Below are 20034 nucleotides of genomic sequence, written 5' to 3' on the forward strand. Positions count from 1 at the left end.
GAGGGACGGACCTCCAACAGGAGGTCGGTCCCTCCAAAAAAAGGAGGACATCATGGTGAGAAGTGCAGAGATTGTGCGTAAGACGAATGAGACAGATATCCGGTTGAGTTTTGGAATCGATGGGGAAGGGAATTCGAAGATCGAGACAGGGGTCCCGTTCATGAGTCATATGATGGATCTGTTCACGAAGCATGGACAATTTGATTGTACGATTGAGGCAAAAGGGGACACGGAGGTCGACGATCATCACACGACAGAGGATATCGGCATCTGCCTCGGACAGGCATTGCTTGAATCACTCGGAGACAAGAAAGGAATCAAGCGTTATGGATCGGCCATGGTCCCGATGGATGAAGCCCTGGCTCAAGTCGTGGTGGACCTGAGTAACCGTCCTCACCTTGAATTCCGTGCAGAGCTTCCCAGTCAGAAAGTGGGGACATTTGATACGGAGCTTGTTCATGAATTCCTTTGGAAGCTGGCCATCGAAGCAAGGATGAACCTTCATGTCATTGTGCATTACGGTCACAATACCCACCATATTATTGAAGCGATCTTCAAAGCGTTGGGACGTGCCCTGGATGAAGCGACCACGATCGATCCCCGGGTAAAAGGGGTACCATCAACGAAGGGAATGTTATGATTCATGATCGGAATTGTGGATTATGGAATGGGAAATCTGTTCAGCGTCAGTAAAGCACTGGAACGATTGAACGTCCCTTACTTTATAAGTGATGTACAAGAAGAGTTATTGAGAGCCGATGGGTTGATTTTGCCCGGGGTCGGGGCCTTTAAGGATGCCATGAGTCTCCTTGAAACCACCCATTTAAAAGAGACCATCCTGACGTTTGCGGAAAGCGGCAAGCCGCTCCTTGGCATTTGTTTAGGCATGCAGCTCCTATTTGAGGAAAGTAAGGAAAATGGAACGACGAAAGGATTGGCTCTGCTGCCTGGGGAAGTGCTTCGCATCCCGAAAGAGGACAGAGAAGGGAATGCCTATAAAGTTCCTCATATGGGCTGGAATCTTCTCCGTTACCAGAAAAGCTCTACCCTCTTAGAAGGGTTAATGGAAGGATATGTTTACTTCGTGCATTCTTATTACGTGCATGAAGGATCCAAAGACGTGATTGCGGCAAGCGCAGATTATGCGGGAGTGGAAATCCCTGCCGTCGTGAGTCGTGGCAATATTTACGGCATGCAGTTCCACCCTGAAAAAAGCGGGGAGCTTGGCATGCAGCTGTTAGAAAACTTTACAAAGCGAGTGAAGGAGAGGGTCTCATGAGTTTTACGATTTATCCAGCCATCGATATGCGGGGCGGGAAATGCGTACGATTGGTGCAAGGGGATTATAATCAGGAAACGGTGTACGGAGACTCCCCTTTCGATATGGCAAAGAAATTCGCAGGTGAAGGGGCAGAGTGGGTTCATATGGTGGATCTTGACGGGGCAAAGGAAGGCACCCGGATCAATGACGAATTCGTGATTGCCGTTGCAGAAAAACTCGATGCCAAGGTTCAAATTGGAGGCGGCATCCGATCCAAAGAGGATATCCAACACTATTTGAACAGGGGTGTCGACCGGGTCATCATTGGCAGCATTGCTGTTTCCAACACGGAATTAGTGAAAGAATGGCTTCGGGAATATGGTGATAAGATTGCCATCGGACTTGACGCGAAGGATGGCTATGTGGCGACCCACGGCTGGCTGGAAACCTCTGCTCTTAAAGCCGTCGATCTTGGAAAGGAACTCGCTGAAGCCGGTGCGGAAACATTCATTTTCACCGATATTGCCACAGACGGAATGCTATCTGGTCCCAATGTTGAAGCAGTTGTGGATCTTGCCGAACAAACGGGAAAATCAGTGATTGCGTCTGGAGGCATTAGCTCACTTGAAGATCTAAAGACGTTAAAGGAATATGAATCCCGTGGTGTTTCAGGTGCCATTTGCGGGAAATCCCTTTACACAGGGAAGTTCACTGTCGGTGAGGCTGTAAACGAGGTGAGGTCATGTTAACGAAACGTATCATACCTTGCCTGGACGTAAAGGACGGCCGGGTAGTAAAAGGCATCCAGTTCGTGGAACTGCGGGATGCGGGAGACCCCGTTGAACTTGCCAAAGTATACGATGAGCAAGGTGCGGATGAACTGGTGTTCCTGGATATATCCGCCTCACACGAAGGCCGCAAAACCATGGTCGAGGTCGTTCAACATGTGGCAGCCGAATTAGCAATTCCCTTTACAGTGGGTGGAGGGATCAATTCGGTGGAGGATATGAAAGCGATCCTCCGGGCCGGGGCAGACAAGGTCTCCCTGAACACAGCAGCCGTACTTCGGCCTGAACTGGTCCGGGAAGGGGCCGATTACTTCGGCTCCCAATGTATCGTAGTGGCAATTGATGCCAAATATGACGAAGGAACCAAGGGCTGGAAGGTTTACACCCACGGAGGCAGGAAGCTGAAAGACCTTGATGCCGTTGAATGGGCGAAGGAAGTAGAAGCACTCGGAGCGGGGGAAATATTACTGACAAGCATGGACAGCGATGGAGAGAAGAAGGGTTTTAACCTGGCTCTTACAAAGGCGGTCAGCGAAGCGGTGTCGATTCCCGTGATTGCATCCGGCGGTGCCGGGAATGCCGCCCACTTTAAAGATGTGTTCACAGAAGGTAAAGCCGATGCGGCCCTGGCAGCTTCCATCTTTCACTATAAAGAAACGAGTGTAGAAGAAGTGAAAAGCTACTTACGGAAAGAAGAGGTGCACGTACGATGACAAACACTGATTGGATCACATCCGTGAAGTACGACGACAAAGGCCTTGTGCCCGCCATCGTACAGGATGCTGTAACGAAGGATGTACTGACATTAGCCTATATGAATGAAACAGCACTTAAGAAAACCGTTGAGACCGGGGAAACATGGTTCTATTCCAGGTCACGCCAAGAACTTTGGCATAAGGGTGAAACGAGCGGGAATACACAAACGGTCGAGAATATCATGTGGGATTGCGATCAAGATGCCCTTCTGGTCCGCGTCACGAAGAAAGGTCCTGCCTGCCACAAGGGTGAGGACAGTTGTTTCCATGAAAAAGTCTTTGGTGAGGAGAGATTATCAAAAGAAAATATTCTTCCCACTCTTGAAAAACTCATCGAAAATCGTGAAATCGAGCGACCTGAAGGAGCATACACAACCTACCTATTTGAAGAAGGAGTCGACAAAATCCTTAAAAAAGTAGGAGAAGAAGCATCAGAAGTGATCATTGCCGCAAAAAACAGGGACAGTGAAGAGTTAAAATGGGAAGTCGCCGACCTCCTCTACCACGTCCTCGTCCTTTTAAGGGAACAAAAACTTCCACTCGAAGATGTGTTGGGTGTCCTCGTGGAACGTCATAATAAATAACACTCTTGAGGGACGGACCTTCGCGCCTGGCGCGAAGGTCCGTCCCTCAAAATATGGTAGTTTAGTACGGGTGTATTGTATGATATACTACTGTAGTTATACTATGAACGTTTCGGAGGACTTTGATGAGAAAAGGGTCAAAATTAAGTAGTGAAGAAGCGAAAGTGTTGTCTTTTGTCCCGACTGGTGAGTATTACTACAATAAAGGGATGAAAGCTTATCAACGTCGTGAACTTAAGAAATCGTTAAAATATCTAAATAGAGCATTTCAATTAGAACCGATTGAACCGATGATTGCCTGTCAATTATCGATTGTGTATACAGAACTGGGCGAATACAAGCGTTCCAATGATTTATTGCATAACATAATAGAGGATCTCGATCCCCATATGACGGAATGCCATTATTTCTTAGCCAATAACTATGCCCACCTTGGCTTATTTAAAGAGGCGTATGAACAGGTCTCCACATATCTTAATAAAGAAGAATACGGTGAATTCGTCGAGGATGCCGAAGACTTACTGGAACTTCTGGAACTTGATTCCGACTTGATTGTGGATGATCTATATGAGCATGATGAGCTCATCGTCCAACAGGAGAAAGCAAGGGAGCTCCTCGAATCCGGTCACTTTCAGAAAGCCGTGGATACCTTACAGGGGGTCATACGGGACTATCCGGAATTCTGGTCCGCTTATAATAATCTGGCCCTTGCTTACTTCTATCTGGGGGAAGTGGATAAAGCAACCGCCACTCTGGAAGAGGTGCTTGAGAAGAATCCGGGTAATCTTCATGCACTGTGCAATACGGCCGTCTTTTATTTCTATCAAAAGCGCCATGATGAGCTGGATGAATTGATCCAGGGTCTCGAGAAGGTCCGTCCCCTGCTTCATGAGCACCGTTACAAGCTTGGGGCCACGTTTGCACTTGTGGGGCATTCAAAGCGTGCGTATGACTGGTTGAAGTCCCTTCAGAAGATCGGCTTCGAAGGTGACGCGAGCTTCTATTACTGGTTGTCCTATTCAGCTTATGAAACGGGTCATGAAGATACGGCCCGCAATGCGTGGAAAAAGGTACTTGATATCAACCCTGAAAAAGAAGGGCTCGAGCCTTGGAACGACCAAAAACAGGAAGAAGGCTTTGAAAATCACGTCACATCCATTTTAAAAAAGCTTCAAAGTGAGTATACGGAAGAGAAATTATTCGGCCTATTCCTGACGTCCATCTCTGATAATCAAAGGGCCATCCTTACTCACGCAGATTTTTGTGATGTAGAGGACCTGTCGATTGTCGAGAAGGTGTATTTGGCGCAGGTATTGAATAGTAACGGCAACAGCTCGATCAAAGTAAATCAGGAAATCCAAAATATGCATCAGGTCGCCCTTCATCTATATGGCGATCATCATCCGATCACGAGCGTGGAATCCGGTTTGTTCCTGACGTGGTTCACAATCGCCTACCGGGGCATCAAAGAACGGGAAACCTTCAAGAATGCCAAAGCATTTGCAGCAGCAACAGAATTTGTCTGGAGTCGCCTGCGGAATGAAAAGGTGACGAAGAAGCAGCTTTGCGACCGGTTCGACTTATCCACGAGCACCCTGACAAAATATATAGCGGTCGTGGAAAGTTACCTTCCATGAGCATATTTTTGGACGATGTGAACGTATTTTTTATAGGATAGGTGTATAAAGTTCATACTATGGATGGATGTCATGAGCACCATCACAACCTATGGCCATAGTATTTAATGAAGAATGTGCTTACGATTGTTTCGGAAGGAGAATGTCATTATGTCTGAAGAAAAAATGTATGATGTGATCATTGTAGGTGCAGGCCCTGCAGGAATGACTGCAGCTGTTTATACGTCACGTGCAAGCCTTTCAACGCTTATGCTTGAAAGAGGAGTGCCGGGCGGACAAATGGCGAATACGGAAGAAGTAGAAAACTATCCTGGCTTCGACCATATTCTTGGACCTGATCTTTCAAATAAAATGTTCGACCATGCGAAAAAATTCGGTGCGGAATACGCATACGGAGACATCAAGGAAATCGTGGACGGCGAGGATTTCAAAATCGTCAAAACCGGTTCGAAAGAATTCAAGGCCCGTGCCGTGATCATCACAACGGGTGCAGAATACAAGAAAATCGGTGTCCCTGGTGAAAAAGAACTGGGTGGACGCGGAGTATCTTACTGTGCCGTGTGCGACGGAGCGTTCTTTAAAGGAAAAGACCTTGTTGTCGTAGGTGGAGGGGACTCTGCCGTCGAGGAAGGGGTTTACCTGACAAGATTCGCTAACAAAGTGACGATTGTTCACCGCCGCGATGAGCTCCGTGCTCAAAAGATCCTGCAACAGCGCGCCTTTGATAACGAGAAAGTTGATTTCATCTGGAACCATACAATAAAAGAAATCAACGATAAAGACGGTAAAGTCGGAAGTGTGACCCTTGTATCCACTGAAAATGGAGAAGAAACAGACTTCCAGGCAGATGGTGTCTTCATTTATATCGGAATGCTTCCATTGACGAAGCCATTCGCGAACCTCGGAATCATCAACTCTGAAGGATACATCGAAACAAACGAACAAATGGAAACAAAGGTACCTGGTATCTTTGCAGCCGGAGATGTCCGTGAAAAACAACTTCGCCAAATTGTAACAGCAACAGGTGACGGCAGCATCGCCGCGCAAACCGCTCAACACTACATCGAAGAGCAAAAAGAAAAAGTCAAAAACGGTTAATGTAACGAAGCCTTACGGAAGGGAATACCTTCTGTAAGGCTTTTTTGTCTTTTGGTTTGTTAAGTTTTCTACCAGAGATAAAGGAATTAAGAATACATTGCCGAATCCTTATATAGATAATGGAAAACTTGAACTTATGTTGTTCAGCACACTAACGAGGAGGTCTCACTTTGAAAAAAACAGTCATGTTGGCTGGTCATGCCAAGCTGCCACAAGGGATGGCAGCAAGTGATATTCATCAGACTTTAACAGTGACATTAGAGACAGATTTAAAGTATTGGGTGATTTTAGATGCATCTTGCACACTTGCAACCGGTCATGCCCAAAAGTTTCTGGATCAATTATTAAAGGGACATAGTTTACTCGATGATCTTGAACCTATCATTGAAGAGATTGAGGGACATTATCACGGGAAAGCCCAATCGGCATTGGTTGCTGCAGTAAAAGATGCTTATAAACAATATCTTTACATCAACCAGAATGAAAAATTAGAATTTTCTAATAAATAATTGACAAAATTCTTATCATCTAATACACTATATTTATCAGATTACTCCTAGGAAGGTTTCCCTTCCATGATCAGTAATTTATTTCTCTAGCTATAACTAAAATAAACTGTTAAGCCTATCGGACTTCCTGTCAGAAGCCGTAAGTAGGCCGTAGCCAGTTATATCATATTCTTTGCATACGTGTGTGCAAGGATTGATATAGCTGGCTATTTTTATTGCTTAAATAAAAAGGAGGAGAAAACATGAACGTAATTCAAGAGGGTTTAAAATCTTTTACGGGTCAATACGATACATTTGAGGTGAAGGAGCATCCTTATCATCATCGGCTTTACTCCATCGAAGTGAGTAACGGGGTACTTCGCACATTTTTGGAACAGAATCAGGATGTAAATGCGCAGCAGTTGGAATATGTCCCATATATGCGATTGGTGTTGGCAGAACGGCTGCAGAAAATTGCAGGTGAAACCTTTGTGGAGACGATCCGCTCCATTTTACATGATCGAACATCCGGAGGATTCACAATCGGAATGCAGAACCAAACGGTGTCTGATCAAGATTATGTTAAATTCTCCACAGCCCTTACCCATCTAGTAGGGGGAGTCAACTTTGATGCCATGTCCAACACCTATTATGCAAGGTTCAATGTGAAAGACACGGACAGCAGTGATTCATACTTACGTCAGGCCTATCGATTATTCACGTTGCATACAGATGGAACGTTCGTAGATGAGCCTACAGACTGGTTGTTGATGATGAAGTTTGCCGAAGAAAATGCAGTCGGGGGAGAGTCAAGATTGCTGCACTTGGACGACTGGGAGGACTTAGAGAAATTCTCAAACCATCCTTTGGCGACGACGCGTATTGAATACAAAGCGCCTTCAAGTAAAAATGTGAGTAAAACAATATACAATCAAACCTTCTATGAACAAAATGGGAAGCCCTGCATCTGCTTCATTGATCAGTTCGCTTATCCTGCAACATTAGAAGAAGCAACGTATTTAAAAGAACTTTCCGACTCCATGGAGAATAGTGCCGCTACAATTGCGCTACCTCTTCCAATAGGGGATATTGTCATGATTAATAATCACTTTTGGCTCCATGGAAGGGCGGCATTTGAGAAAAATCCAAACTTATATCGTGAATTATTAAGACAAAGAGGTTACTTTGCAAAAGTATAAGAGTGGCTGTCACTAGGAGGGAAAAGGATGAAAGATATTATTGTCATTGGAGGAGGCATTGTTGGTTTATCAACGGCTTTCTCATTAAGTAAGCGTTTCCCTCAAGCGAATCTTGCTGTGTTAGAAAAAGAAAGCGGCTGGGCCAGGCATCAAACGGGAAATAACAGCGGCGTGATCCACTCAGGGATCTATTACAAACCTGGGAGCTTAAAGGCGAAGTTTGCAACCGAGGGCAGTAGACAGATGATTCAGTTCTGCAGGGAACATGGGGTGGATTATGATCAATGTGGAAAAGTGATTGTTGCTACCAAACAATCCGAACTGTCATTGTTAGAAAATTTATTTCACCGGGGGATGGCAAACGGACTGGACATTTCTATTATAGGTGAGGAACAGATCAAGGAAGAAGAACCTTATGTGAAAGGGATAAAAGCGATAAAGGTACCACAGGCTGGAATTGTCGATTACAAACAAGTGTGTGAGAGGATGGTACAATACTTAGAAAAACGTGGGGCAGAACTGCATTTAAACACAGAAGTCAAAAAAGTGCTTGAGCATGATCAGAACGTGGAAATTGTGACAAACGATCAAACTTTCCAGGCAAGGTATGTAGTGAATTGCACGGGTTTGCACAGTGATCGGGTGACAAAAATGGCTGGAGTCGAAATTGATTTGCAAATAGTCCCGTTTCGTGGGGAATATTACGAGTTAATACCTGAAAAGCATCACCTTGTAAAAAACCTGATATATCCTGTGCCTAATCCGGACTTTCCATTTCTGGGCGTCCATTTCACAAGAATGATCGGTGGCGGGATCGAAGCCGGTCCGAATGCTGTGCTTAGTTTGAAAAGGGAAGGATACAAAAAGACAGATATCGATGTGAAGGACCTTTCTGAAGTGATGAAGTATAAAGGATTCTGGAAATTGGCCTCAAAGTATTGGAAAGAAGGCGCCAAAGAAATGTGGCGTTCTTATAGTAAAAAGGCATTTGTCAAAAGTCTTCAAGAGCTGATCCCTTCCGTACAGGAAAAAGATCTTGTGCCAGCTTCTTCAGGTGTCAGAGCTCAGGCACTTCAATCAGATGGAACATTGGTTGACGATTTCTTCATTGTTCCAGGTAAACGAAGCATTCACGTTTGCAATGCCCCCTCACCGGCAGCTACTGCATGTTTACCTATAGGAAAAGCTATTGCTGATAAAGTCCCTGAACTTGAAATGAGTCCAAGGATATTTATCCATTCTTAAGCCGCAACTCCTAAACGCAGGGCCCTATTTATATAACGGGGTCCTGTTTCTTTTTCCCGCCTTCATCCTTTCTTCCTATATGCCATTACTCATAGATTGATAGATAGGGGAGGTATTTCGGGATTTTTGGAGAAATAAGAAGAAATACAACTAAGTTTATCGAAATTTACTTGTTAATTGAAAGGTGGGGTTGTCGTGAGTACCGAATTATCCGAATTAGAACAAGTCACACAGGAATTAAAAGAGCTAAGGACGTTGAATCGTGAACTAGAGGCGATTATTGAAAGCTCATACGATGTCATCTACATTACGGATAAAAATGGAGTGACCCTTAAAACGAACTCTGCAATAGAACGGATTACAGGTATCCCAAAAGAATACTATATAGGCAAAAGTGTGGAGGCACTGATGAAAAGGGGAATTCTAAAGAGTTCTGTCACACAGAAGGTAATCGAACAAAAGCGATCGGTTTCTACAATTCAATATAATTACTCAGGGAAAGAAACTCTGATCACGGGTAATCCAGTCATTAATGATGATGGTGACATAGAAAAAGTAGTCACCAACATAAGGGATTTATCGGAACTGAATGAGTTGCAAACGGCATTAAAAAAGGCGAATGAATTAAATGATAGCTACAAAAAGGAAATTGAACGATTAAAAGGGGTAACCAAAAGAGCCGGAGATGTCGTGATTGCAAGCCATCAAATGAAACTGATTTTTGAGATGGCAGAACGCATTGCCGATGTGGATGCCACAGTATTGATTTTAGGTGAAACGGGTGTAGGGAAAGATGTATTGGCTAAATTTATTTATAGCCAAAGTATACGGGCTAAGCAGGGGGAGTTCATTAAACTTAATTGTGGGGCCATTCCTCCCGATCTTTTAGAGTCAGAGCTATTCGGATATGAAGGTGGAGCATTTACAGGAGCGAATTCCAATGGAAAGCCGGGAATGCTCGAGCTTGCAGATAACGGGATTCTATTTCTGGATGAAGTGGGTGAATTATCGTTAGCATTGCAAGTGAAGCTCTTAAGGACACTTCAAGAAAAAGAGATACGACGCGTGGGAGCCACCAAATCAAAGAAAGTGAATGTACGGATCATTGCCGCCACGAATCGTAATTTGAAAGAGATGGTGCAAAATGGTGAGTTTCGTGAAGACTTGTATTATCGCTTAAACGTCATCCCTATAGCGATTCCCCCATTGAAGGGGAGAAGAGATGATATATTGCCGCTGATTCAGCTGTTTTTACATCAGACAAATCGCAAATACGAAAAAGATAAAATAATCAATGTAAAACTGAACGAATTCTTTTACCGCTACAATTGGCCTGGAAATGTCAGGGAACTATCCAATCTGATTGAACGAATGGTCCTGACGACGGAAGAACAGGAATTAACCGTAAGAAACCTTCCTATAGAATATAAAGAGTCTCATAATTCAAGTTTGGCATTCACCGAGCTGATGACACTGAAAGAAGCGGTAGAAATAGCTGAGGAAAAAGTATTGTCGCTTGCTGTTAAAACATGTCATACCACATACGAAATAGCAAAGACCTTAGGGACGAGTCAACCTACAATAGTAAGAAAATTAAAAAAATATAGATTGAATGTAAGAGAATAAAACATTCCATAAGGCTCAGTCTTCCGTTTACGTCCCCAATGATTTATCAAAATCGCATTGGGCATTAGTGAGAGCCAGGATTACAATCAGAACTCGCTAACCATCTTTCTAAAAGGTAAAAGACCAATCAAAGACCGAGTAGGGTCCTTTGAATTGGTCTATTTTTATAAATGGCAACTCCTCGATTCAAAAATAAATCACCTGATTCAAATTTGAATCAGAAAAACGGCACTATCCCCTCCATATTGGACATTTTGATTCAAAAATGAATGCTCTCTCTTCTGTACATTCAAAGAAACCGCCCGGCTCAATGATTTCATAAGTTGGCACACTTCTTGCAATAACAATTAGTGAAAACTTGTTGAGGAAGGAAGATGACCAATGACGGTAGCATTAACAGAAGAAATGCAGCAAATGAAAAGTATGATTCGTAATTTTGTAGAAAAAGAAGTGGAACCATATGCACAGCAAATCGAAGAAGAAGACGCGATTCCCGATCATTTAGTAGAAAAGGCGAAGGAGTTGGGTCTGTTTGGGATCAGCATTCCCGAGGAGTACGGTGGAATCGGATTAAATACAGTAGAAAAGGCCAATGTTCTTGAGCAATTGGGAAGGACTCATAACGGGTTTGTTTCCTTAATAAGCGCGCATACAGGTATTGGGAGCACGGGACTTGTGAAATTAGCATCAGAGTATTTGAAGAATAAATATTTACCTGACATGGCTGCGGGCAATAAGATCGGTGCATTTGCCTTATCAGAACCCGGTGCGGGATCAGATGCGACGAATTTAGCGACGAGGGCAGAGAAGAAAGGCGATTATTGGGTAATGAACGGCACCAAACATTTCATTACCAACGGTCCGATTGCCGATGTATTTACCGTATTTGCTTTAACGGACAAAGATAAGGGAGCAAAAGGCGGAATAACCGCTTTCTTATTGGAAAAGGATTTCCCTGGGTTGATCATTGGGAAAAAAGACAAAAAGATGGGTCTGAGAGGTTCATATACGTCTCAAATTATCTTTGAAGACTGTATCATCCCCGAAGAAAATGTCATCGGCGAAGTAGGGATGGGATATATATCAGCGCTTAAAATACTGGGAGAAGGCCGCGTTGGTTTAGCCGCCAGAGCAGTCGGATCATGTGATAAGTTAATTGAATTATCAGCGGGGTATGCCAAAGAGCGGATTCAGTTCGGTAAGCCGATCGCTGATAATCAAGCGATTCAATGGATGCTCGCAGACATGGCAACAGAAACGGAAGCGGCAAGGACGTTGACTATGATGGCAGCACAAAAGATTGATGAAGGCAAAAAAGTGGTGAAAGAGGCCTCGATGGCAAAATTATTTGCATCGGACGTATTTAACAGAGTAGCCGACAAAGCCGTACAGATCCACGGAGGGATGGGATACGTATCCGACTATCCGGTGGAACGTTTTTATAGAGATGCAAGGATTACAAAAATTTATGAAGGAACAAATGAAATTCAACGTTTGATCATTGCCCGTAACGTTTTACAGGAGAGTTAGAAAAAGCCAGTCTCTATAAGGTATAGAACTGAATGAAAGAGGAAGGTGAAATCTCTTTGCATAACTTATTAGATCGGCCGTGGAGTAAATTTTATCCAACCAATAAGGATTTTCAAGTTCCGGAAATTCCCCTGTATAGCATTTTGGAGAAGTCAGCGGAACTATACGGAAAGCGTACAGCCATTATTTATGAACATCAAAAGATGACCTATCGTGAATTAAAGGATGGAGTGGATCGCTTGGCGGCATCCTGGAGAAGACTGGGGGCAAGCAAAGGGGAAAGGATCGGCCTCATGCTCTCGAATCATCCAGATTATATCACTTCCTATTACGCTGCTCAGGCACTTGGGCTGGTCGTCGTGCAGATTAATCCAATGTATACGGCCAGAGAACTCCTTCAACTGGCAAGCGATTCTCATGTAACCTATCTAGTCGTGGATCCGGGGGCAATCCAAGCTGTTAAGGAAGTATCCGGAATCTATCCGTTCCGGCATGTCTTTGTCTCACAAGCGGAAAAAGGTAGTGAAGGATCCGGGTTTCACAGCTTAGAAGAGTTAAAACATTCCTCCCATTCTCTGGATAAGCCCGCACCTGTATCTGTACATGAGGATGTAGCGGTTATCCAGTACACCGGAGGGACGACCGGTAAGATGAAGGGAGCGGTTCTGACCCACTACAACCTGATTGCCAATGTCGTTCAAAGTCAATATATGTATGGGGGGAACATGCTCCTGGGAGAGGAAGTCGTATTGACTGCGACACCACTGTATCATGTGTATGCCATGACAAGCGCCATGAACCTTGGTTTGTACATCGGGGGGACATTGCTGCTGATCAAGAAATTTGAAATAGAGAATGTGTTGGACAATATTCGTGAATACCGCCCTACTTACTTTCCCGGGGTTCCCAAAATGTACAGTGCATTTGTGAATCATCCTGGAGTAGAGGACTACGGGCTGGATTGTATAAAAATGTGTTCCTGTGGGTCGGCACCTCTTCCCATTGAAATTATTAAACGTTTTGAGTATTTAACGGGATCAGCCATATTAGAAGGATTTGGCTTATCTGAAGCGTCTCCATCCACTCATCGCAATCCCACTACCGGTGTAAGGAAGATAGGGAGTATCGGAATCCCGGTGCCAGGTACAGATTGTATGATCGTGGATCAGAATGGGCAGGAATTGCCGGCCAATTGTGTGGGGGAATTGCTCATTAAAGGACCCCAAATCATGAAAGGCTATTGGAACAATGAGAAGGAAACGAGTCGCTCCTTACGGGACGGATGGCTCTTCACAGGGGATCTGGCCACGATGGATGAAGAGGGTTACTTTTACATTGTCGGAAGAAAGAAAGAAATGGTGATTGTAGGCGGGTTCAACATTTATCCCCAGGAAGTAGAGAGTATCCTGTATGAACATCCACATGTGAAGGAAGCGGCTGTGGTTGGAATTCCGGATCAAACAAACGGAGAAATTGTAAAGGCATACATTGTTCCAAAAGATGATTGTCAAGTGGATTTAGAAGAAATCAAAGGTCATTGTTATATGAAGTTAACACGTTATAAAGTGCCAAAGGAGTTTGAAATAAGGGAGTCGCTCCCTCGGAATACAGTCGGGAAGCTGTTAAAGAGGCTGTTGGTTCAAGAGGAACGGAATAAGGAGGAGAGTAAGCGTGCAAATGAGCGAGATTAAAACAATAGGTGTCGTCGGATCTGGCGCAATGGGATCACAAATTGCCATGGTGTGTGCCTTGGGCGGGTATTCGGTTATTCTCCATGACGTGAGTGATGAGAGTCTGACAAAGGCCAAACACTCTCTGCAAGGTCATATGGATAGAAGGATCCAAAAAGGTAGATTAACAGAAAAAGAGGTGGCGGACGCCTTTAGCCGAATGATGTTTTCTTCTTCTTTGGAAGATCTTCAGCAGGCGGATTTTGTGATTGAAGCAATCGTCGAGAAGTTAGAGGCTAAACGGGAACTCTTTGCAAAACTGGATCAGATTGTCCCGAAGCATGCCATCCTGGCAACGAACAGCTCCACCATTGTCAGTTCGAAGATCGCCGATGTGACGGACAGACCTGAAAAAGTATGCAACGTACATTTTTTCAATCCGGCCCTTGTGATGGAACTGGTCGAAGTGGTACGGGGACCTCATACATCTGATGAGACAGCGGAACTTGCAGTGGAGGTAGTCAAAAAGATTCAAAAAGTACCTGTTCTTCTGAAAAAAGAGATTTCAGGATTTATTGCCAACCGGATCCTGGGGAAATTAATGGATGAAGCCGTGTATTTACTGGAAAACGGATATGCAGATCATGAAGAAATCGATCTGGTATGTACAAAAGCGTTAAACCATCCGATTGGCCCTTTTGCCCTCATGGATTTGACAGGCATTGATGTAAATTACTTTGTGCGGATGCAACGATATCAAGAAAGTGGGAATGAAGCCGACAAGCCGGCTCAAATCGTGGAGGACAAAGTCCATAAAGGGGAATTGGGACGGAAAACAGGAAAAGGATTTTACACCTACGACCATTCTGACGTCCGGGTATAAGCCCGAAGAAGAAGTCAAAAACGGAAAGGGGGCGTGAACATGATCAAGAAGGTAGCCATCATCGGTGCGGGCACGATGGGGCGGGGGATCGCTTACACGTGCGCAGCATCCGGCCTATCGGTTACCGTACAGGATATTCATTCTCATACCCTTGAAGCATGCAAAGAGTATATAGACAGCCAATTTCAAAAAGCAGTACAAAAAGAATTCCTGACAGTCGAACAAGCAAACGCTTATGGCGAAAACATTATATATACGAGACAACTTCAGGAAGCGGTTGAGCAAGCAGATTTAGTCATTGAAGCGGTTCTTGAAGTAATGGAACTGAAGGTCGGGATTTTTAAGCAATTGGATGAATACGCTCCTAAGCACGCCATCCTGGCAACCAATACTTCTACCATGAGTCCAACAGAGATTGGAGCTCAAACGAACAGACCACCTCAATGTATCGCCCTTCACTTTTTTAACCCCGTTCCAAAAATGAAATTAATTGAAGTGATCTGTGGATTAGAAACTTCCGAAGAAACGGTGGCTAAAAGTTTTCAGTTCGGAGAAACCATTGGGAAAGAATGTGTCAGGATCAACGAATTTCCCGGCTTTGCCGTCAGTCGCATGAATTGCCTGATCGGCAACGAAGCGATGAAGATGGTAATGGAAGGCGTAGGGAGTATCGAAGACATCGATAAAGCGATGAAGCTGGGACTGAATCATCCCATGGGGCCTTTGGAGTTAGCGGATTTAGTCGGATTGGATACGAGGCTCCGTAATATGGAGTATCTCTATAAGACACTCGGTGAAACCTATCGTCCCTGCCCTATTCTTACAAAGTACGTGAAAGCGGGAAGATTAGGCAGGAAAACAGGCAGAGGTTTCTACGAATATAGCAAACAATAGTGAAAGAGGTGAACAGGATGGACTTTCGTCTAAGCGAAGACATTCAATTTTTGAAAAAAGGTGTACGTGATTTTGTCCAAACAGAGGTAGAGGCTGTGGCAATGCAGATCGAACAAGAGGATAAAATCCCCGACCGGATTAAAGAAATGTCAAAAGAATTGGGCCTGTTCGGATTAAGCATTCCGGAAGCCTATGAGGGGCTTGGAATCGGGATGGTGGGAAAATGTGCACTGTATGAGGAGATCGGAGCTACGCACAACGGTTATACCACTCTGATTGGGGCACATACGGGGATCGGGACGGTCGGTATTGTAGAAATGGGCAACGAGCAACAAAAGCGTAAGTATTTGCCTGCCATGGCCAGGGGTGAAAAAATCGGGGCGTTTGCGTTGACTGAGCCTGGTGCAGGTTCTCATGCCACGAATCTAAAAACATCGGCTGTAAAAAAGGGAGACAAATACATCTTAAACGGTACGAAGCATTATATTACAAACGCGACAGAAGCAGATATATTCACAGTGATGGCTGTGACAGATCCGGAAAAGGGTGCAAAGGGTATTACATCCTTCATTATAGAAAAAGATTTCCCGGGGTTTCACGTCGGGGCAGTGGAGCGGAAGATGGGGCTCAGGGGATCCCATTCAGCTGAAATCATTTTAGAAGATTGTGAAGTGCCTGTTGAAAACGTATTGGGAGAAGAAGGACAGGGATATGTCAACGCACTAAAGATACTGGCAAACGGGCGTGCCGGATTGGCAGCGCGCAATCTTGGTTCGTGCCAGAAACTTCTGGATTTAACTGCAACATACGCGCAAGAACGAATTCAATTTGATGTCCCGATCTTCGAACATCAAGCTGTGTCTCATATGATTGCTGAAATGGCAGTAGATGTTGAGTCACTAAGGTCATTTACATACAAGGTAGCATGGATGGTCGATGAAGGAATGAAAGTGATAAAAGAAGCGGCTATGCTGAAACTATTTGGTTCAGAAGTATACAACCGTGTAGCAGATAAAGCTGTTCAAGTTCACGGAGGCATCGGGTATATTGCAGATTATCCGATTGAGCGTTTTTTCAGGGATGCCAGAATCACAAGGATATATGAAGGAACATCTGAAATACAGAAAAACATCATAGCTGGGCAATTAAAGAAAGAGTATAGCTGACGAGAGCAGGGTGGGAGGAAAAAGATGCGAGAGGAAATCGTCATTGTAAGCGCTGTCCGGACGCCGATCGGCCGCTATGGAGGTGCTTTAAAAGAAATCAGCTCCGGTCATTTAGCGAGTCTTGTTATAGAAGAGGCAGTAAAAAACGCGAACATAGCGGCTGAACAAGTAAGTGAAGTCATTTTAGGAGAAGTAAGACAATCAACGGAATCATCGAATGTTGCCAGAGTAGCGGCATTAAGGGCAGGGATACCGGCCACTTCACCAGCATTTACAGTCAACCGATTATGTGCGTCCGGCATGCAGGCCATTACCTCAGCTGTACAGCAGATAGACTCCAACCAAGGAACAATCATTGTGGCTGGGGGAACAGAAAGTATGAGTCGAGCCCCCCTTTATTTAAGGAATGCGCGCTTTGGAGGAGATCGGTCAATTCTAGTAGATTCAAACAAAGAAAACGGTCAGCAACCACAAGAATTATATGGACATCATTTGGGAATGGGAATCACAGCGGAAAATGTAGCTGAAAGATATGAGATCTCAAGAGAAGATCAGGACACTTTTGCAGTAGAGAGTCAACAAAGAGCTGCAAAAGCTATGGGAAATGGAACTTTCAAAGATGAAGTCGTCCCGGTAATGATCCAACAAAAAAAGGGAATGGTTACAATCGATCGAGACGAACATCCCCGTCCTGAAACAACGATTGAAAAACTGTCGGGTTTAAAGCCCGCTTTCAAGGAAAGTGGAACGGTTACAGCAGGTAATGCCTGCGGACGAAATGACGGAGCTTCTGCATTAGTATTAATGAAAAGAAGTGAAGCTGAACGATTAAAGAGTAAGCCACTAGTAAGGATAGTAGACTGGGCCACCACGGGAGTTTCACCAGAAGTCATGGGGATTGGACCGGTGCCGGCGGTAAAGAAATTACTGCAAAGAACAGGGAAGACAATAGAGGATATCGGGCTTTTTGAGCTGAATGAAGCTTTTGCTTCTCAAGCATTGGCTGTCATTCGAGAGCTGAGTCTGAATGTTAATAAAGTGAATGTAAATGGAGGCGCGATTGCCCTTGGTCACCCTGTTGGAGCAACTGGAGCCCGGATAGTCACTACCTTATTACACGAGATGGTACGCAGACAAGAAAGGTATGGGATTGCTACCCTTTGTGTGGGTGGTGGGCAAGGCATGGCGATTATGCTTGAAACCATTTTATAGATTTAAATAAGGAGAGGATGTTATGAAACAGCCTGTTATTGTATCCGCCGTTCGGACCGCCATTGCCAAACAAGGAGGGACTCTCGCTAATATGGATCCTTCCATGTATGGAGCTGCTGTGATGAAGGAAGCGATTCAGCGTGCACATATAAGAGCAGAGGACATTGATGATGTCATCTTTGGAAACTGTCTGGCTGGGGGAGGGAATATGGCCAGGCTGACACTGCTTGAAGCTGATTTACCTCTTTCCATACCCGGCATGACCATTGATCGTCAATGTGGTTCAGGAATTAATAGTATAGGTCTTGCTGCTGATCAAATCCGGGCAGGTCGTGGAGAGGTCTTTCTTGCAGGTGGCTCCGAAAGCATGTCACGGTCACCATATTTACTTGCACCCCAAAGTAGACCCTATGATCGAATGCCTCCTCAATTTGTAAAAAGAAAACTTTCACCAGATCGTATCGGTGATCCTCCTATGGGAATAACAGCGGAAAACTTAGCTGAAAAGTATGAAGTAACGAGGGAGGAACAGGATTCATTTGCATATGAAAGCCAACAAAAGATGGCCAAAGCGATCAATAGTGGGTATTTCAAGGAACAGATTGTCCCAATTTCTATTACGAATAGAAAAGGAGAATCCTATTCTTTCAATCAAGATGAACATGTTCGTCCGAATACGACATTAGAAGATTTATCAAAGCTTTCTCCCGTATTTAAAAAAGGGGGAAGTGTAACAGCCGGGAATTCTTCTGGTGTCAATGACGGGGCATCAGCTGTTGTTCTTATGTCAGAGGATCGGGCAAATGAAAAAGGAATAGCCGTATTAGCGAAAGTGAAGGAGTGGGCAGTTGCGGGAGTGGACCCAAATACAATGGGAATTGGTCCAGTCCCTGCTGTTCAAAAAGTACTTCGAAGAACAGGTCTATCTCTTCTTGATTTCGATTTAATTGAGTTTAATGAGGCGTTCGCTGCTCAGGTGCTTGCTTGTCAGCGGGAACTATCCATGGACATGAAAAAGGTTAATGTAAATGGAGGGGCCATTGCTCACGGTCATCCCATCGCAGCAACCGGGGCCATGCTCATTACAAAGTTAATATATGAAATGGAAAGACGTGATGCAAAACGTGCTCTTGCAGCAGCTTGTATAGGCGGAGGACAAGGCATTGCTTTAATACTTGAACGGTAGAGAAATGAAGAATGGAGGGATATAGGTATGTTTACATTTGCAAATATAGACGTGATTAAAAAAGGACAGCTCGCTTATATCGTAATCAATCGTCCTGAACAGAGAAATGCTCTGACGAAGGAAACATTAGGAGAAATAACAGAGGCTTTAGAAGAAATAAGGAAAGATGAAACAGTAGCGTGTCTGGTCTTTACAGGGCAAGGAGATAAATCGTTCGCTGCCGGAGCTGATATTGGCCAGCTGCGTGAAAAATCGGCGCTTGATGCATTAAGTCCATGCGGAATGCAAGATGTGTACAATTTAATAGAGTCTTTCGAGAAGCCTACTATTGCTATGATTAATGGGTATGCTTTGGGCGGCGGATGTGAATTAGCCATGGCATGTGACATACGGGTCGCCTCGACCACTGCCAAGCTTGGTTTGCCGGAACTTAATTTATCCATTATCCCCAGTGCGGGAGGAACGCAGCGTCTAGTCAGGATTGTAGGAAAAGGAAAAGCACTGGAAATGATATTAATGGGTAAGGTGATGGATGCCGAAGAGGCGTGCCGAATTGGTCTTGTGTCAGAAGTAACCAAGCCTGAAGACCTTGAAGAAAAGGTAGAAGAAGTGGCGGGTCAAATCCTGTCAAAAGGCCCTTTAGCTGTAAAGTTGGCTAAGATTGCTGTAAATCTGGGATCTGACGTGGACATGAAGACGGGGTTGATGATCGAAAAGCTTGCTCAAGCCGTCCTCTTTTCTTCAGAAGACAAAAGAGAGGGAACGACGGCATTCCTGGAAAAACGAAAACCAGAGTATCAAGGCAGATAAGA

Annotated in this window: 19 protein-coding genes; all 19 read left to right on the plus strand. The window is 44.5% G+C overall.

Annotation, left to right across the window (positions count from 1 at the left end; all coding sequences use genetic code 11):
- Positions 1–55: 55 nt before the first annotated feature.
- The 19 genes from hisB (at position 56) to ACSQ2E_RS02980 (ending at position 20032) form a co-directional block, all read left to right on the plus strand.
- Positions 56–640: an imidazoleglycerol-phosphate dehydratase HisB gene (hisB, locus tag ACSQ2E_RS02890; protein ID WP_435994368.1), complete on the plus strand. Its 585-nt coding sequence runs from the start codon at positions 56–58 to the stop codon at positions 638–640.
- A gap of 3 nt (positions 641–643) precedes the next feature.
- Positions 644–1279, plus strand: coding sequence for an imidazole glycerol phosphate synthase subunit HisH (gene hisH, locus ACSQ2E_RS02895; protein WP_435989264.1), 636 nt, complete (start codon positions 644–646; stop codon positions 1277–1279).
- Entirely contained in the window at positions 1276–2010 is a 735-nt protein-coding gene (gene hisA, locus ACSQ2E_RS02900; RefSeq protein WP_435989265.1) for a 1-(5-phosphoribosyl)-5-[(5-phosphoribosylamino)methylideneamino]imidazole-4-carboxamide isomerase, read from the plus strand. The genes hisH and hisA overlap by 4 nt, the downstream gene beginning before the upstream one ends.
- Positions 2004–2762 carry an imidazole glycerol phosphate synthase subunit HisF gene (hisF, locus tag ACSQ2E_RS02905; protein ID WP_435989266.1) on the plus strand — a complete coding sequence of 253 codons (759 nt, stop codon included), beginning with the start codon at positions 2004–2006 and terminating at the stop codon, positions 2760–2762. The genes hisA and hisF overlap by 7 nt, the downstream gene beginning before the upstream one ends.
- Complete coding sequence (hisIE, locus tag ACSQ2E_RS02910; protein WP_435989267.1) at positions 2759–3388, plus strand: bifunctional phosphoribosyl-AMP cyclohydrolase/phosphoribosyl-ATP diphosphatase HisIE; 630 nt, start codon at positions 2759–2761, stop codon at positions 3386–3388. Before hisF ends, hisIE begins: the two co-directional genes overlap by 4 nt.
- 125 nt (positions 3389–3513) lie before the next feature.
- The gene (locus ACSQ2E_RS02915) at positions 3514–5025 is read left to right on the plus strand and encodes a tetratricopeptide repeat protein (protein WP_435989268.1); all 1512 of its coding nucleotides are present in this window, start codon (positions 3514–3516) and stop codon (positions 5023–5025) included.
- A gap of 150 nt (positions 5026–5175) precedes the next feature.
- Positions 5176–6123, plus strand: a complete 948-nt coding sequence (trxB, locus tag ACSQ2E_RS02920) for a thioredoxin-disulfide reductase (protein ID WP_435989269.1) — start codon at positions 5176–5178, stop codon at positions 6121–6123.
- A gap of 170 nt (positions 6124–6293) precedes the next feature.
- Positions 6294–6632 (plus strand): DUF3870 domain-containing protein, encoded by a 339-nt coding sequence (locus tag ACSQ2E_RS02925; RefSeq protein ID WP_435989270.1) that lies wholly within the window; start codon positions 6294–6296, stop codon positions 6630–6632.
- Between the two features lie 242 nt (positions 6633–6874).
- Positions 6875–7810: a glutarate dioxygenase GlaH gene (gene glaH, locus ACSQ2E_RS02930; protein ID WP_435989271.1), complete on the plus strand. Its 936-nt coding sequence runs from the start codon at positions 6875–6877 to the stop codon at positions 7808–7810.
- A 27-nt stretch (positions 7811–7837) separates the two neighbouring features.
- A complete protein-coding gene (gene lhgO, locus ACSQ2E_RS02935; protein WP_435989272.1) occupies positions 7838–9055 on the plus strand; it encodes an L-2-hydroxyglutarate oxidase in 1218 nt (405 codons plus the stop codon).
- A gap of 195 nt (positions 9056–9250) precedes the next feature.
- Positions 9251–10681, plus strand: coding sequence for a sigma-54 interaction domain-containing protein (locus tag ACSQ2E_RS02940; RefSeq protein WP_435989273.1), 1431 nt, complete (start codon positions 9251–9253; stop codon positions 10679–10681).
- Positions 10682–11062: 381 nt separating this feature from the next.
- Positions 11063–12211 (plus strand): acyl-CoA dehydrogenase family protein, encoded by a 1149-nt coding sequence (locus ACSQ2E_RS02945; RefSeq protein ID WP_435989274.1) that lies wholly within the window; start codon positions 11063–11065, stop codon positions 12209–12211.
- A 56-nt stretch (positions 12212–12267) separates the two neighbouring features.
- Entirely contained in the window at positions 12268–13902 is a 1635-nt protein-coding gene (locus ACSQ2E_RS02950; protein ID WP_435989275.1) for a long-chain-fatty-acid--CoA ligase, read from the plus strand.
- The gene (locus ACSQ2E_RS02955) at positions 13883–14764 is read left to right on the plus strand and encodes a 3-hydroxyacyl-CoA dehydrogenase family protein (RefSeq protein WP_435989276.1); all 882 of its coding nucleotides are present in this window, start codon (positions 13883–13885) and stop codon (positions 14762–14764) included. Before ACSQ2E_RS02950 ends, ACSQ2E_RS02955 begins: the two co-directional genes overlap by 20 nt.
- Positions 14765–14803: 39 nt before the next feature.
- Positions 14804–15658 (plus strand): 3-hydroxyacyl-CoA dehydrogenase family protein, encoded by an 855-nt coding sequence (locus ACSQ2E_RS02960; RefSeq protein ID WP_435989277.1) that lies wholly within the window; start codon positions 14804–14806, stop codon positions 15656–15658.
- Between the two features lie 17 nt (positions 15659–15675).
- Entirely contained in the window at positions 15676–16824 is a 1149-nt protein-coding gene (locus ACSQ2E_RS02965; protein ID WP_435989278.1) for an acyl-CoA dehydrogenase family protein, read from the plus strand.
- Between the two features lie 24 nt (positions 16825–16848).
- Complete coding sequence (locus ACSQ2E_RS02970) at positions 16849–18036, plus strand: thiolase family protein (RefSeq protein WP_435989279.1); 1188 nt, start codon at positions 16849–16851, stop codon at positions 18034–18036.
- A gap of 22 nt (positions 18037–18058) precedes the next feature.
- Complete coding sequence (locus ACSQ2E_RS02975; protein ID WP_435989280.1) at positions 18059–19222, plus strand: thiolase family protein; 1164 nt, start codon at positions 18059–18061, stop codon at positions 19220–19222.
- 27 nt (positions 19223–19249) lie between these two features.
- Positions 19250–20032 carry an enoyl-CoA hydratase/isomerase family protein gene (locus ACSQ2E_RS02980; RefSeq protein WP_435989281.1) on the plus strand — a complete coding sequence of 261 codons (783 nt, stop codon included), beginning with the start codon at positions 19250–19252 and terminating at the stop codon, positions 20030–20032.
- Positions 20033–20034 lie beyond the last annotated feature (2 nt).

Origin of the sequence: Rossellomorea sp. LjRoot5, assembly GCF_964253455.1 — a bacterium.
Taxonomy (GTDB): domain Bacteria; phylum Bacillota; class Bacilli; order Bacillales; family Bacillaceae_B; genus Rossellomorea.